The sequence below is a fragment of the Hymenobacter jejuensis genome, from assembly GCF_006337165.1.
Lineage (GTDB): Bacteria > Bacteroidota > Bacteroidia > Cytophagales > Hymenobacteraceae > Hymenobacter > Hymenobacter jejuensis.
This window is the reverse complement of sequence record NZ_CP040896.1, coordinates 4,042,187-4,057,282: the sequence shown is the minus strand read 5'-3', so window position 1 is coordinate 4,057,282 and position 15,096 is coordinate 4,042,187. Positions and strand designations below refer to the sequence as shown.

Sequence of the window (15,096 nt, the reverse complement as noted above, 5' to 3'; positions counted from 1 at the left end):
GCCAGCCAGCGAGGCGCTCACCAGCCAGTGCTTGCCCAGCGAGCCTCTACCAGGGGGTAAGACAACTGCGGGCCTGAATCGCTTAAGGGCAGGCACTTCCAGGGTCACTTCTGGAAATGCCTGCTCCCTCACTTACCAGCCTGTCGTTTGCTGCAGGTTGGGGTTCAACTGAATCTGCTGCGACGGAATAGGCAGCAGGTAGTTCTTGGTACCGAAAGAGCGCGTGGCATCCACAATCAACTCTCCGTTTGCCGTTTTGGGCGTCGAAGCCTTCACGGCCCACGTAGTCTGGTATTCAGTGCCCGTCCATTTGATGCCCAACAACGGTTGTTTCAGCACCGTCTCAGCTGTGTTCCAACGCTTTAAGTCATCAAACCGAAAGCCTTCCATGTACAGTTCGATGGTCCGTTCGCGGCGGATTTCCGTCTGCATGTCCAGCCCATTGGTCGACACGAAAGCGTTGCTCAGCTTGGGCATCGTCTTATTGACGCGCTGGCGCACCAAGTTCAGCGACTTGTCTAGGTCGGCATCGCTGATACTGCCTTTGCTCTCGTAAACGGCCTCGGCATAGTTCAACAACACCTCCGCGTAGCGGATGACGGGGTAGTCATAGCCCTCTTCGTTGTCGGCAACAGCGCGCTCCGAAATCCATTTTTGATTAGCATAACCCGTTGAGCTGTTGATGGTTGGATTAAAGGAAACTGTGTTCGCCGTCTTCAAGTCGGCGGGGCCGCCGGTCCAGTCTACCCGTGGGTTATTGATGCCAAACCAGTACGCGCGGCCCGGCACTTTCAGGCTGTAGCGCATGCGGTTGTCCCGGTTGAGGTACTCCGACTTCATCGTGGCGTATCCCTGGAAAAGCGGCGACTTCTCGATGGGCAAGCCGTCTTTGGAGAGGTAGAGATTCGCGAAGTTTCGCGTCGGAATAATGTTGTTCGCCTGCCGCGAGATGTTATTGCGGATTTGCCGCTGGGTGAAGTTGTAGCGGTTGGCCAGCACGTACTCGTTGTTGGCTGACTTGGTCAAGCTGGCGGGGTTCGATTTCTCGTTTTCCAGAATGAACATGTATTTCTGTGCCGAGTCGCCGAGCACGGCAGGGGCAAACAGGCTGAATCCCCCGCTGGTAATCACGGCGTTACTGGCCGCTGACGACTGATCGAGCAACGTCGTGGCCCGGCTCGCGTTACCGCGGAATTTCTGCCAGGTGCCTTCGTACAAGGTTACCCGTCCTAAGAAGGCCTGCACTACCTCCTTGTTTACGCGCCCCACATCCGTGGTGGCCTGCGCTCCTTTCGTGGGCACGTCGGGCAGCGCCTCGGTCAGGTCGCGGATAATAAAATCCACCACTTCGTCGCGCGAGTTGCGGGGCAGCTGCAGCTCCGGGGCACCGGGTTCCAGCGTTTTGTCAACGATCGGCACGCCGCCGTAGAACTGCAGCAAATCGAAGTACACATAGGCCCGGAAAAACTTGGCTTCGGCAACGTACTGCTTGATCGCGGCGGGGGTTGCGAAAGCACCGGCTTTGCCCAGCATGTAGTTGATGTTGCGAATCCGGGAGTAGGCCGTGTTGTAGTTGTTGTCCGTAACCGGTATCGTGTTTAGCCCACGGCTGTAGTTGTTCGTTGTATTGGCGACCCCGGTGAAACCAATGTCTGCGTTGAAGTCGGCGTGGTAGTTTACCGTCGTGGTATTGGGTACAACATCGTAGGCGACCTCCCCGAAGTTGCGCTCGTAGGTGTAGAAAGCATTGGCCGCCAGCAGAAAGTCATTCGGAGTTTGCCAGTACGAGACATCGGTAATCGCATCCAGGGGCTTGAGATCCAGCAAGTCGTTGCAGCTGGTTTGCGTCAGTGCAAGCCCCCCCGACAGAAGCAGCAGATAGAATTTTGGAAACTTTTTCATTATGCAAGTGTGGGAAATGCGTTAGAAGGTCAGGTTAACACCGAGCGTGTTCAGGCGGAAGAAGGGGTAGCGCTCGAAGGGCGTCGAGAGGTTATTGTCCCGACCAATCAAGCGAGACGCTTCTGGGTCCCAGCCATCTTTGATGTGGGTCACTTCCCACAAATCACTGCCTGAGTAATACACGCGCACTCGCTCCAGACCAAAGCGCTTGGAAATGGTCTGTGGTATTGTGTAGCCGAGCACCGCATTCTTGAGTCGCAGATACGCGCCGTTTTGCACGGACCAATCGGAAGCGTAGTAGTTGTAGGCGTTGTAGTTCACGCCGTTGGTGTTCGCCGAGAGAATAGGATAATAGGCCTCGGTATTTTCGGGCGTCCAGGTGTTGCCGTACCAGAAGTTGGTTTGGCCCTGGAAGACGGAACCGAACGGCACCCGCCAGTCGCCAGTCCGGAAAATGGTCCGCTCGCCCACACCCTGGAAGATGGCGTTGAAGTCGAAGCCCTTCCAATCGGCGCCCACGTTAAACGAGAAGGTGTAGCGCGGATCATCCCGACCAATGTATTTCAGGTCGTCGGTCGTGAGCTTGCCGTCGCCGTTCAGGTCTTTGTACATGTTGTCGCCCAACCGCACACCCGGCGCTTTGGCGTTGACTGTGCCATCGGCGTTGAAAGTCGTGATCGGCATGCCGACGTTGTTGCCGGTTGCCAATTTGCGGTAAGCATCCAGCTGTTCCTGCGTCTGGATTCGCCCAGCGTATTCGAGGCCGAAGTAAGAGCCGATCGGAAAACCTTCCACGGCCGTGTTGTAGCCGGCGTTGATGACGCGCGCCCCGCCATAGTCAATCAACTTGTTTTGGTTGTCGGTGATGCTGCCCCCAAAGTGGTAGCCCACGTCGCCGATTTTATCTTGCCATTGCAGGGAAGCTTCCCAGCCCCAGGTTTTTAAGTGGCCGATGTTGGCTCGGGGTGCCGTAGCGCCCAGCACTGCCGGGTAGGTCCGATCGAGTAGCATGTTCCGGTTGTGCTTGACGAAGTAGTCCGCACTCACCGACAGGCGCCGGTTCAGGACGCTGAAATCAATTCCGACGTTAGTGGTTTGTACTCGCTCCCAGGTCCGGTCTAGGCTGACCAAACCGGTGGTGGGTGCTACCAGCACCGCTGGGCTAGCGCCTAGGATGGGAAAGCCCGAGCTGGTTTGGCCCGTGGTGGCCGTTACGTTCAGCGTCTGGATGTAATCGTAGAGGCCGATGCCGTTCTGGTTACCCAATTCCCCGTACGAGCCGCGCAGCTTGAGTTCGCTCAGGAACGAGAGGTTCTTCATGAACTCCTCTTCGGACACGCGCCAGCCGCCCGACACGCCGTAGAAGAACTTCCACCGGTTAGCGGCGTTAAATTTTGATGTGCCGTCGTAGCGCAGATTAGCTTCGAGCAGATATTTCTGCTTGAAAGCGTAATTGATCCGGCCGAAGTAAGAGCCGATGGCATAATGGTTCTGGCTTTCCGTATTGCTGCGGGTAGAAGCGTCGCCAATGCCCAGGTTCAACGACGGCACCAGGTCACTAGCCAGGTAATTGGTCTGCGTGCGAAAGTCGCGGAGCTCGTCGCGCTCGTAGCTCACGCCGGCCGTCAAGCCCACGGCGTGGTTGTCGGCGAAGGTGTTGTTGTATTCCAGGAAACCGTTCAGGTTTGCGTAGGCGTCTCTTACCGTCCTACGTGCGTAGGAGGTATTTTGCCGGGTTGGGTTATCGGCGGCTTGGATCGTTTCCGTGTAGTTGTACCACTGAATTGATTTCTGCTGGGCCGCAATTTCTGAGATCGCCCAGTTGTAGCCCAACGTCGACACCGCGCGCAGGTGCTTAGTGATGTCATACATCAAGCGGAAGTTGGTGAAAACGCGGTTGTTGCCCTCCTTCGTGTCGCCCCCAAGTTCGGCTTGCGCGTTGGGGCTATATTGCGTACCCCAGGAATAGGCTTTGCCGTTGATCGTGTTGACCGGAAAACCAGGCTGGGCATACTGCCCGAGCACACTGTTGATCATCGTAGGCTGGATGATGTCGTTGCGCTCCAGCGACAGGTTGGTCTCTAACTTAAACTTGTCGGTGAACTGGTAATCGTGCGTCAGGCGAATGTTGTAGCGCGTATTAGAGTTGTTGCCCCACTTTAGTAAGCTATTATCTTTAAGATAGCCCAGGGAGACGCGGTAACCCGCTTTTTCACCTCGCCCCGCAACACTTAGGTTGTGCTGGGTGGAAGTAGCGCGACCCCAGAGCACATCCACCCAGTTGTTGTCGAACAGGGGGAGGTCATTAACATCGGTAAAACCAACTTGGGCGGCACCAGCCTTGTCCAGGTAAGGGGTCGTAGCGTTCGCCATCGCCACCCCCATTTTGTACCAGATATAATCCGTGCGGGGGACGCCGTAGTTGTCGTTGGTGGTGGCATCAATGAGGCCCTGCCCAAACTGCTGGCGATTCAGCAGGTGTGGCTGCAACCCAATGCGTTTTTGCGATACCGAACCATCATACTGCACCGTGGTTTTGCCGGCCTTGGCCCGTTTGGTAGTTACCAGGACAACCCCACCCGCCGCGCGTGCCCCGTAGATAGCCGCGGATGCATCTTTCAGGAATGAGATGTTGTCGATGTCATTGGGGTTGATCGTGTTGAGCGCATTTTGATCACTCAGCGCCACGCCATCCACCACAATAAGAGGCGAGCTACCGTTCACCGAAGAAGCGCCCCGAATCTGGAAGTTCCAGTTGGCGCGGCCCGGCGCAGCGGCCGTGCGCGTTACTACTACCCCAGGCACTACTCCTTGCAGAGCCGACAGCGGGTTATCGACGACACCACGGTTCTGGAAAATCTTCTGGTCGACGGTAGCGACGGCACCGGTCAGGGTTTCCTTCTTCTGCTCGCCGTAACCCACTACTACTACATCGCCGAGCGTCTTAGTGTCTTCGGCCAGGATGATCCTCAATGAGCTGTTGGCTCCAGTGACGGACACTTCCTGCCGCACATAGCCTACGAAGCTAAATATCAAGGTGCTGTTTTCGGGCACGTTCAACGTGAAGCGTCCATCCATATCGGTGCTCGCCCCCGTGGTCGTTCCTTTCACAACCACGGTCACGCCCGGCAGCGGTTCACCGTTGGCTTGCACCACACGGCCGGATACCGGCACCTCAGCAAACCAAGTAACGTTTGCGGGTGCCGTGTCGAGGAAAGACCGGGTGGCGGCAAGTGCCCCCGGCGAATAAAGCAGAAGTGCGCAGCCAGCTACGGATGTAGCCCTTGCAATGCGCCTCAACAGCAGGGTACGGAGTGTGTTCATAAGGTAGTGGGATGAGTATGGACGAGTTGAAAAATCGCTGCCTTAACCGGTGGCTGCGCACATCAGGCGCGTGCTGTCGCTGGTGCTGCACAGTGCCAAATGCGCGGCCAGACTATATTGACTCAGAATTGCATTCGATTGCACTAAAACCTATACGAAGGTATGCTTGCCCCTACCCTTGCGCCCTCCTGAACCCTCCTGAAGGGATAAATATTTCTTACTTATATACTATATACACCGGGAACCCCAACCCGAAAAAGCAACCCTTGGTAACAATTGCGCACACATGCGCCCGACCCCAAAGTCCAAAACCACAATTGGCGGCTTGGTTATAGGCTCAGCACTTAGCGCAATAGCATCAAGTCTGAATAATATAATTATTCCAACAAATCTTACATCAACAAAGGTTCAGGATCATGGCTGTGTGTTGTACTGAAATCAAGACTTCGCTAAGCAAATAAGGCCTCCGTTTTCTTCTGGGCTTCGCCCTGTTCTAGGTGAATCAGTGCGCCGAGAGCTGTCGCCTGCGGCACCTCCGGGGTGCGAACTTCGACGGCAGGATAATGACGCTGTAACATCTGCATAAAGACAGGATTACGGGCGAAGCCGCCGTCGACGAAAAGAGTGTCTTCGTCCTGCCGAACCAGATCGATGGACTGTTTCAGGCGACGGACTAAGTGGTGCATCAAATGTTGATAGGCATCCGTCGCCGTATTAAAACCGACCAGTGGCCACGCGGCGCAAGCCGGTTCGACCGTTTGCCCGGAATCCAACATCCAGGTTGGCTCAAACTCGGAAACCAACTGCTCAGTGGGCCGAGCCAGCAGCAGCGAGCGGTAGAAGTCGGGCTTGGTGTGAAAGTACTCGGCAATGCGCTGTACTTGGTAATCGTGCTCCCGGCCTATAAACAAACGCGCGGCTACCGTTGGCTCGCCCCGCGGCGACAAGTAATTCACGCAGTTGCGCTGCAAGAGTTCCGGCGTCAGCGGCTGTTTGTTAAAGGGATTGAACGTAACAGACCACGTACCCGTGGAAACGAATACAAAGGGCCGCTTCCGGTTCTCGAACATGTACGACATCACCGCCGCCGAGCTGTCTTCCATGCCCACCCCGATCAGGATGCCATCTTCTACGGTGGCCACTGAATCGTTAATCAGGGGAGCCAGCTTCTCGTCGAAGCCTTCCCGCAGCACCCAGTCGTGGTACGTGTTGCGGGTGAAGTCCCAGAGTGCCGTGTGGCAACCCACGGATGAATAATCGCTAAATACTTGACCTGTGATTAGATACGAAAGGTAATGCGGTAGATACAGGGCCGTATGTACGCGGTCATACTGCTCGGGCCGGGCATATTTTAGCCAGTAGAGCTGCATGCCCGCGTGCAGCATTCCCAGCTGGGGCGAACGTGTGACCTGCGCAAACTCTTCGCGCGATTGGCCCAGCGAGGCATAAAACTGCGCTGCGTATTCTGCCGGAAACGGCCGCAGGTAACTGTACAAGGGCAAAAAGGGCTGGCCGCTCTGGTCGAGATAGACTAAGCCAGCGCCGTAAGCGGTAAAGTTGACGCCTTTTACCCGGTAAAATGGATGTTGGCGCAGCATCTGCCAATGCGTACGCACCCATTGCGTCAGGCGCGGCAGGTCTTCGCACGGGTAGCCGTCTTCGTCCTGGGCATCAGTGCAGACGTGCTGGTGTTCATCGATGATCTGTCGGTTTTCGTCAAACAGGATCAGCTTCTTGTTCGTCTGGCCAATATCGAAAACAGCGTAGATGGACTTCTTTTTCATCGCAAAGGATGTGGTGCGGCTCCGCATAGTCCGCGTACTACCAAGGAGGTTGGCGGACGCCAAAACGACGTCCGCAAGGCAGCGATCCAGGATTTGCCACCCGCATGGAGCAGGTAGTTGAAACCACGTACTCGCTGCCACGAACCAAAAGTAGAAGGGTGCCATCCGAAAACCTTTCTGAACTCTACTGACGATTCCGGTTTTATAAAGAGCGCCGCCGAATGGTCGTGAACGGGTTTTTGACGCGGGTCCGCTGCTTGTTGAGGAGCATAGTAGCGGCAGTGCGGCCCATTTCTTCAAACTCGGTGGTAATCACCGTGATGTCCAGCAGGTCTTTCAGGGGCGTTTCATTGAAAGTTACCACCCCGATATCACGCCCCAGCAACAGGTACGACTGGCGAATTTTCTTCACCAGCTCCACTAAGTCCGTTTCCCGGATGATGACATACCCCGTGCCTTCCCGCGGCGCTTCATCGGTTGCGGTCTCCTTGATGCAGAACTCCTTGTTGTTCTGAATGCAGTAGCAGCGAAAACCCAGGGCAATTTCTTGTGGGTAATTGCCATCCGAAGGCAGTATAAGCACCAAGCGGTGGTACTTCGCCAACAAGTCGTTCAGGCCCTGCAAGGCACAGTACAGGTCTTTCTCGAAGTCCTGGAATACCCGCAAGCAGTCGGTGTGGAGGTCAGGCATATCTTTATCCAACAGCACCAGTTCTTCCGCCGGAATTTCGTTCAGCGCCTCCAGATAATCGGCTTTGTTGGTACCCAGAGCAAAATGCGGCATCACGACGTAGTAATTGTACCGGCCGAGGTTCTTCTCGATTATTTCCTTGAAGATGACCGCGTCGTAATGGTAAATCTGAATATCGACGGTGGCATGCCCTTTCAGCGCCTCGATAAAAGCGTAGTACACGAGCTTCTTGTACGAACTCATCTCGTTGAAAAGGAGCAGAATCTTGCATTTTGCTTCTCCCTTCGACTGAATATAGTAGCCTTTGCCCTGCACCGACGTGATAAAGCCACGCTCCCGCAATTCGCGGTAGGCACGCTCCACGGTGTCGCGGGCAACGTAGTACTGCTCGCTGAGCTCGCTGATGGAAGGCAGCTGACAGCCGTTTTTCAGGACGCCGCGCTCAATATCCGCGACCACGGACTGCACGATCTGCTTGACCTTCGGGACTTTGTCAGTTGGGTTGAACTTCAACTTGTACATAAGCAAGGGGCACCGTCGAAGCAGGTTAGGGCTGGGCCAAAAACTACTTTCGAACTGGGTGGGAGTGAACAGGAAGTAAGGCGTCGAGAAAGGCCCACGTATTCTATTGAGTAAGTGCACCCTCACTTAGTAGAACACCCCACCCGGTCACTACCCTGAAGTCACCTGAAAAAATATTTTCAGCCCCTGCTACCTTCTTCCTTGCCAACTGCGCTTTATGAGCAAAATCTACGCCTCGCCTGACTTGGCACGGCAACAAGCCCTAACGCATAGCTTTATATAATGCCTTGTACATCAGTATATTATAAAAAAGTAAATCAACTTACTACCGCCCGTGATAATTACCAGCCCGGATTTTGTTCGAGCTGCGGGTTAACAATCAGCTCGCCCAAAGGCAGCGGCAGCTGGTAGTTGCGGCTGGGATCAAAGCGCCGCCCGGCGGCCGGGTCGGCTACCAGAAACCCATTTTCCAGCCGCGAGGCGTAGCCCTGCCAACTCGGATCGGTGGCGTACTCCGTGCCGTTAATTTTTATCCCCAGCAACGATTGAGGAATCTCCGTTTCGGCTGTTTTCCAACGGAAGAGGTCAAAAAAGCGAAATCCTTCGAAGGCAAGCTCCACCGTGCGCTCACGCCGAATTTCCGTGCGCATGTCAAGCCCATAGGCCGCCACAAAGCCGTTGGTAAGGGCCGGTAAGCCAACCCGTGGACTGGTACGCAACACGTTAAGCGAGCGGTTCAGCGCCGCATCGCTGATGGCGCCTTGCCGCTCAAACACCGCTTCGGCATAGTTCAGCAGCACTTCCGCGTAGCGAATTACGGGAAAGTCGTACCCTTCCTGGTTGGAGATGATGGCGCGTTCCGTGCAGAATTTGTTGTTTGTGTATCCCGTGGGGGTTACGTTGGGCACCGGCATATACAAGAGCCCGGCGTTGCCAGTGAGGCTGCCGTCGAGGGCATAACGGCCATTGCCAGAACCATGATCCCAGTAGCGGTGGCCCGGGATGCGAATGGTGTTGCGCAACCGCGGTTCGCGGTTCGCAAATTCCGTGGTTTTGGTGGCGTAGCCGCGAAATAAAGGCGAGCGGTTAACGGGCAGCCCATCAGTACACAAATAAAGGCTGGCCAGCTTTTGAGTGGGTGCTCCGGGTGTCGCCTGTGATAGGTTATACCCCAGTTGGCGCACCGAGTAATCATAGCGGTTCGCCAGGATGTATTCGTGGTTGTCGGCTTTGGTATAGCCCCCGGGATTCGAACGCTGGTTTTCCAGGATGAACAAGTACTTGTAGCTCGAGTCAGCCAGCGGCGTGAACAATCGGTACTGGTTGCTGCTGATCACCTGGTCGGCAGCCTCCATGGCTTGATCGAGCAGCAGGTTGGCCCGAGCGGCATTGCCGCGAAACTTCTGCCAAGTGCCTTCATACAAACACACCCGACTCCGGAAGGCCAGTGCTCCGAGCCGGCCTACCCGGCCGGCGTCATTAGCGCCCATGGCGCTTTCCGCGCCCAGCTTATCGGCGGCCTTAGTAAGGTCACCGAGAATCAGTTCGACCGTTGCCTCACGGCTAGCCCGTGGCCCGAACAGCACGGGTGAGTCGGTAGTAAGCGTGCTGGTAATCAGCGGCACGCGGCCGTAGTAAAACAACAGGCGGAAGTACACGTAGGCCCGAAAAAAGTAGGCCTCGCCTACCGCCTGTTGAATGTCAGTAGCGTCTCCTTGGTAGGCTTGGGCTTTCTCCAGCAGGTTGTTGATGTTGCGCAGTTGCGCATAGGCCCGGGTCCAGGAAGCCATTGCGTTTTGGGGCAGATACACCCCTTGGCTGAACGTGGTCAGCGTCGCCTTTGACACCGCCAGGTCAGAGTACTGGTCGTTCTCCAGATTATAGGGCTGCTGAAAATCCTGGGCGGGGTTGAAGCCCGCCAAGTAGAAGTAAAAGCTAGCCGAAGCGGACCGAAACTGTTCTGGAGTCGTCCACCAGGCATCATCCGCGGGCTGTTGTTCCGGCCTGATATCCAAGTCGTTTACGCAGCTCGCCGTTCCCAGCCACAGGGCGGCCAGCAGCAGAGCATATTTTGCGAACCACGAGAGCTTCATAGCGGCGACTGCGAGGGAGATAAACTTTTAAAAAGAAGCCGTGATACCAAAGGCCCAATATCGGTAGAAAGGTAGGGCATCCGGGTCATCGCTGGCTTCCGGGTCATAGCCATCCTTGATGCCAGCCACCTCCCACAGGTTTTCGCCGGTAAGGTACACGCGCACGTTGCTCAGGCGCGCAATCCGCAGCACTGCCGGCGAGAGGGTGTAGCCGAACACCACGTTTTTCAGCCGCGTGTAGCGGTTATTTCGAATCGTGAGCGCCGAGGCCAAGTAGTTATAAGTTGTCACGTCTGCGTCGGCCGTGAGACGAGGATATGCGGCGTTGGGCCGCTGCGGGCTCCACGTCCGGTGGTAGAAATACGAATTGATGTTCTGGTTCGTGTTGATGATGGGCCGGAAATAGGAGCCCTGCCGAAACAACTCGCGGCGGCCCACGCCCTGCACCAAAGCCGAGAGATCGAAGCCCCTTAGCGTCAGCGTCAGCCGCCCCGAATAAGCATACCGTATGTTGTTATTACCCAAATATTTAACATCCAACGCCTGATCGAGCCGGCCGTCGCCATTCAGGTCCTTATACCGAACATCACCAATGCCAATGTTGGCTGGTAACCCTCCGCCCGCGAAGGTCTTTTTGTAGGCATCGAGCTGCTCTTGGTTTTGGATGATGCCGTCGTACTCGTACCCGTAGTAGCTGTTGAGCGGATAACCGCGAATATTCTGGGTCAGGTTAGAAGGGTTGTTGGTGCTCCCCGACAGCGTAATGGCGTTGGTGCCTCCTACTTCCGTCAACCTCGTGTCGTTGTCGCTAAAGATTCCTGTGACGCTGTAACCAAGCTGGCCGACCTTATCCGTCCAGGTTAAGGCGGTCTCCCAACCGCGCGTAACCAGGCCGCCGTTGTTGGTAAGCGGTGGGGTGCCGCCCAAAGTTACCGGGTAGGTTACCGGAATAAGCATGTTCCGGTTGCGCTTCGCGAACAGGTCCGCGGAGCCTTCCAGTCTGTGGTTTAGCAGGGCCCAATCCAGTCCCAGGTTTTTTGTCACGACCTGCTCCCAGGTGCGGTCCAGGGCAACTAGGTTGCCTACGGTGGTTGTCGTCACCCCAGCAGGATTGTTGATGCCGAACGGATAGGAGCCGGCGTTGTTGTTGACCAGTGCGACGTAATCGTAAATGCCGATTCCGGCTTGGTTACCGGTCACGCCCCACGAGGCCCGCAGCTTGGCATGGTCAAGCAGGCGTTGGCCTTTTAGCCAGCTTTCCTCCGTCAGCACCCAGCCAGCCGACACGCCAGGAAAGAACTTCCAGCGGTGGTTATTCAGGGCCGTGAAGCTGGAGGAGCCATCATAACGGGCGATGGCTTCCAGCAGGTATTTATTTTGGTAGTCGTAGGTAGCCCGCCCAAAATATGACACCAGCGCCCAGGCCAACTTGGTGCCGCCCCGGGCATCTACCGCGTTGGGCAGCGGCTTGCCCTGGGCAATGTTGTCGAGCCCCCGGGGCACGTCATTTACCTTGACCCAGAAGGAGTTGTAGGCATTTTTCTCCTCCGAAGTACCCACCATCGCCGTTAGGTTGTGGTGCTTGGCAACGGTGGTGCGGTACAAGGCATTCACGTAGTAGCTTTGGTACACACTCTCCTGGCTTTCGCGCCGTAAGGAGTTGAAATCGTTGCCGTTGCCAAAGGAGTTTACCAGCTTGTCGCCGGCGTAGTTAAAGAAATCAATGTGATTCACCCGGGTGTTGATGCCGGTAATGGTGTAGCGCACGGCCACCGAACCGTTGAGGGTAAGGTGTTTGGTAAGGGCCCATTCGCCCTGCAATTGCTCACTAAGTCGGGTATCTTGCTGCTGCCGGTTGCCCCCCTCTTGGGCCAACGCCAGGGGGCTTTGATAGCCAATGCCCCAGCCGTAAGGCTTGGAGCCATCGCGGGAGTAGAAAGAGTAACCGGGCTGCACCGCCCCCGGCGTGTTCAGCAACGTGTTGTAAGCGGATGGCTCTACCCGGTTTTGCCGCTCAGCCGTGAGTTGGTTGAGTATTTTCAGCTTTTCAGTAGGCTGAAAGTCGAGGTTGATGCGCGCGTTATACTTTTTGTTGAAGTTGTCGCCAAGCTGCAGAATGCTGCCGTCATCGGTGTAGCCTGCCGAAGAGTAATAACCTACCCGCGGACCGCGCCCGGCCACGGACACGTTGTGCAGCCAGGTGCGGCCTGTACCGTACAGCGCGCTTTGTAAGTCGTTGGTAAAGAATCCGATATCTGCCGTATTAAACAGGCCCGGGACTACTACATCGTTGGGTGGGTTCAGGTAATAGGCTTCTAAGCTTTTATACACGTGGTTGGGGTTGTTGTTGTTGACCTGCGCCTCGTTGTACATCTCATACCACTGCGGCAGATTGGTAAACCGACGGCCCAGGCCCACCGTTTTCAGCGCAAACGTTCCCGTATAGGTCACCACGGGCTTAGCAGCCTTGCCCTGCTTCGTGGTGATCAGGATGACCCCGTTGGCTGCCCGCGAACCGTATATCGCTGCTGAAGCATCCTTCAGGATGCTGATGCTCGCGATGTCGTTCTGATTAAATGAATTCAGGGCCGAATTATCACCGTATGGCACGCCATCCACCACTACCAGCGGCGGGGTAGAATTGATGGAAGAAGCCCCCCGAACCCGAAAATCCCAGTTTTCCTGTCCCGGCCGCCCCGATGTCCGCGCAACTACCAGCCCTGGCACGATGCCCTGCAGGGCACTTAAGGGGTTAGTCGAAACCCGGCTTTGAAACGCGGTGGTGTCGATGACAGAAATTGATCCGGTAACGGTAGCCCGTTTTTGCTGGCCATACCCAATGACCACCACCTCGTTCAGTGCCTGATTGTCTTCGGCCAGCACCACCAGCAGCGGCTCACCGGCCATGCCCAGGGGCACCTCCTGTCGTACAAACCCAACCGAGCTGACTATCAGCACGCTACCCACCTGGGCCTGAACCTGAAAATGCCCGTCGGTGCCGGTGCTGGCACCGTTGGATGTGCCTTTTACCAAGATCGTCGCACCGGGAAGCGGCTCCCCATTAGCCTGCATAACTTTGCCAGAAATGGACAGAGTTAGGCTCGTGACTGCCATTTTTGGCGCCTGCAAGGGTTTGATGACGTAGTAGTTTTGCCGGAGCTTTTTAAAATCAAGCCCCAAGGGCAGCAGCAGACGGGTCAGGTTCTCCTCCAAGCTGCTCTCGTTGGGCGCCGGGGCAAGCACCTGCCTATCGCCTATCAGGTCGCTGGCGTACGCAATGGTGCTGTTGTACTGCTTTTCCCAACGGGCCAGCAGCACCTTGAGCGGCTCGGCTTCCCGCGCTGTGCCTTTTGTCGGCCCCTGTTGCGCGACGGCTGCGTATGTCGGAGCCAGCAGCAGGCTTGTAAGCAAGGCTGCATACAGCACCAAACGGCCGCCAAGCCGAGTACGCACTTCAGTCATAGGCAAAACTGTGGGAAAGGCAGATTCAGGGCGCAGAAATCACGATGCGGTTGGCTTCCCGCTTAATCTTCACCTGTAGAGTTTCCTCTAAAGTCTGACAAAGCAAATCGACATCGCCAACGGGAATCGCACCGGTGAATTTACGCTTTTTTAACTCTGCCTGACGCAGAGTAACCTCTACTCCATAAGTGTCTTGCAGACGCGTGGCCACTTCTTCCAGCGGCGTCTCTGCGAACACCATTCTGTTTGTCGTCCATGTGGTATAATCGCTTGGATCGCTGACTGCTTTCTTAATTACATCCGTTTGCTTGTCAAGTACTTGCACTAATTCACCAGGGTGCATCGTGACATCAGAGCGCTGCGGGTCGTCGAAGTCGACGAGTACCTTGCCCGAAAGAAGCACTACCCGCGCTTGCTGATGCCGGCGGTACACGTCAAACGTAGTACCGAGCACTTCTACGTTCAGCCCAGCGGTGGTATGTACCACAAAGCGCTTATTATCAGACAGATGCTTCACCGCAAAGAAGGCCTCGCCGTCAAGCCACACCTCGCGTGGTTTGGAAGCCTCCCATGCCGATGCGTGGCGTAGGGTAGAATGGGCATTTAGCGTAACTTCCGAGCCGTCGGGCAGGTGTATGATTTTTGTTTGGCCGTAGGCGGTAGCATACGCTACGCCGGGGTCCGTAAACTTTCGCTGCACCAACCAGCCGCCCCCCGCCAGAACTCCGGCTATCACTGCCGCCGCTGCCCAGCGGTACCAACGCTGGTCGGTCGAGGCGGGCGTTGCCAAGCCGGCTTGCATCCGTAATTGCGCCAGCATTTGCCCGTAATCATGGCTGTCGTCCGCAAGGGCCGTGTCGTGCTCGGGCATGTCGGCATAGGCTTGCATCCATTGCTGAGCGACAAAGGCATTTGTTGGCTGCGCCAACCAGGCTCGCACAGCCCGCGCTTCGCCCGGCGTTGATTCGCTCCGGACGTAACGCAGGTAGGCTTCAAAATTCACTTCGGTCGGCATCGGCAAAAACAATGGGCTTCAAACAGATAAACACTTGAACTAGCTATCACCCTGAAGCCAAGGTAAAATATTCTCAGCCGATGCCGATGCATCAGCTGCTTACAGATGCCCAAAAAAAAGGTGGTTGCGAAAGTATTCCAGCGATTTTCCGGAAAGTAGCCGGCCGATGCTCTTGATCACTCCAGAGGCAGGCGCACGGAGAATTTTCCCTTGCGAATAAAGGATAAAGCAATGATAATCAGGTGTTTATGTAGCTATCTTTACTCTAAAGACCTAGCAATCAAAAGTCGATCGCTATTGCGT

The 15,096-nt window shown here is 55.9% G+C and carries 7 protein-coding genes; all 7 read right to left on the bottom strand.

Features of this window, described 5'->3' with window-relative positions:
• Positions 1-132: 132 nt before the first annotated feature.
• Entirely contained in the window at positions 133-1,902 is a 1,770-nt protein-coding gene (locus FHG12_RS16750) for a RagB/SusD family nutrient uptake outer membrane protein (protein ID WP_165699435.1), read from the bottom strand.
• Between the two features lie 21 nt (positions 1,903-1,923).
• A complete protein-coding gene (locus tag FHG12_RS16745; RefSeq protein ID WP_139516818.1) occupies positions 1,924-5,226 on the bottom strand; it encodes a SusC/RagA family TonB-linked outer membrane protein in 3,303 nt (1,100 codons plus the stop codon).
• A 449-nt stretch (positions 5,227-5,675) separates the two neighbouring features.
• Complete coding sequence (locus tag FHG12_RS16740) at positions 5,676-7,010, bottom strand: FGGY family carbohydrate kinase (protein ID WP_165699434.1); 1,335 nt, start codon at positions 7,008-7,010, stop codon at positions 5,676-5,678.
• 202 nt (positions 7,011-7,212) lie between these two features.
• The gene (locus FHG12_RS16735) at positions 7,213-8,223 is read right to left on the bottom strand and encodes a GntR family transcriptional regulator (RefSeq protein ID WP_139516816.1); all 1,011 of its coding nucleotides are present in this window, start codon (positions 8,221-8,223) and stop codon (positions 7,213-7,215) included.
• Between the two features lie 341 nt (positions 8,224-8,564).
• Positions 8,565-10,316 carry a RagB/SusD family nutrient uptake outer membrane protein gene (locus FHG12_RS16730; protein WP_139516815.1) on the bottom strand — a complete coding sequence of 584 codons (1,752 nt, stop codon included), beginning with the start codon at positions 10,314-10,316 and terminating at the stop codon, positions 8,565-8,567.
• Positions 10,317-10,343: 27 nt separating this feature from the next.
• Positions 10,344-13,778, bottom strand: a complete 3,435-nt coding sequence (locus FHG12_RS16725) for a SusC/RagA family TonB-linked outer membrane protein (RefSeq protein WP_139516814.1) — start codon at positions 13,776-13,778, stop codon at positions 10,344-10,346.
• A 25-nt stretch (positions 13,779-13,803) separates the two neighbouring features.
• The gene (locus tag FHG12_RS16720) at positions 13,804-14,793 is read right to left on the bottom strand and encodes a FecR family protein (RefSeq protein ID WP_139516813.1); all 990 of its coding nucleotides are present in this window, start codon (positions 14,791-14,793) and stop codon (positions 13,804-13,806) included.
• Positions 14,794-15,096 lie beyond the last annotated feature (303 nt).

Bases quoted from the DNA above. Each gene is read 5' to 3' on its own strand.
- FHG12_RS16750 (WP_165699435.1), bottom strand. From the start codon at position 1,902: ATGAAAAAGTTTCCAAAATTCTATCTGCTGCTTCTGTCGGGGGGGCTT.
- FHG12_RS16745 (WP_139516818.1), bottom strand. From the start codon at position 5,226: ATGAACACACTCCGTACCCTGCTGTTGAGGCGCATTGCAAGGGCTACA.
- FHG12_RS16740 (WP_165699434.1), bottom strand. From the start codon at position 7,010: ATGAAAAAGAAGTCCATCTACGCTGTTTTCGATATTGGCCAGACGAAC.
- FHG12_RS16735 (WP_139516816.1), bottom strand. From the start codon at position 8,223: ATGTACAAGTTGAAGTTCAACCCAACTGACAAAGTCCCGAAGGTCAAG.
- FHG12_RS16730 (WP_139516815.1), bottom strand. From the start codon at position 10,316: ATGAAGCTCTCGTGGTTCGCAAAATATGCTCTGCTGCTGGCCGCCCTG.
- FHG12_RS16725 (WP_139516814.1), bottom strand. From the start codon at position 13,778: ATGACTGAAGTGCGTACTCGGCTTGGCGGCCGTTTGGTGCTGTATGCA.
- FHG12_RS16720 (WP_139516813.1), bottom strand. From the start codon at position 14,793: ATGCCGACCGAAGTGAATTTTGAAGCCTACCTGCGTTACGTCCGGAGC.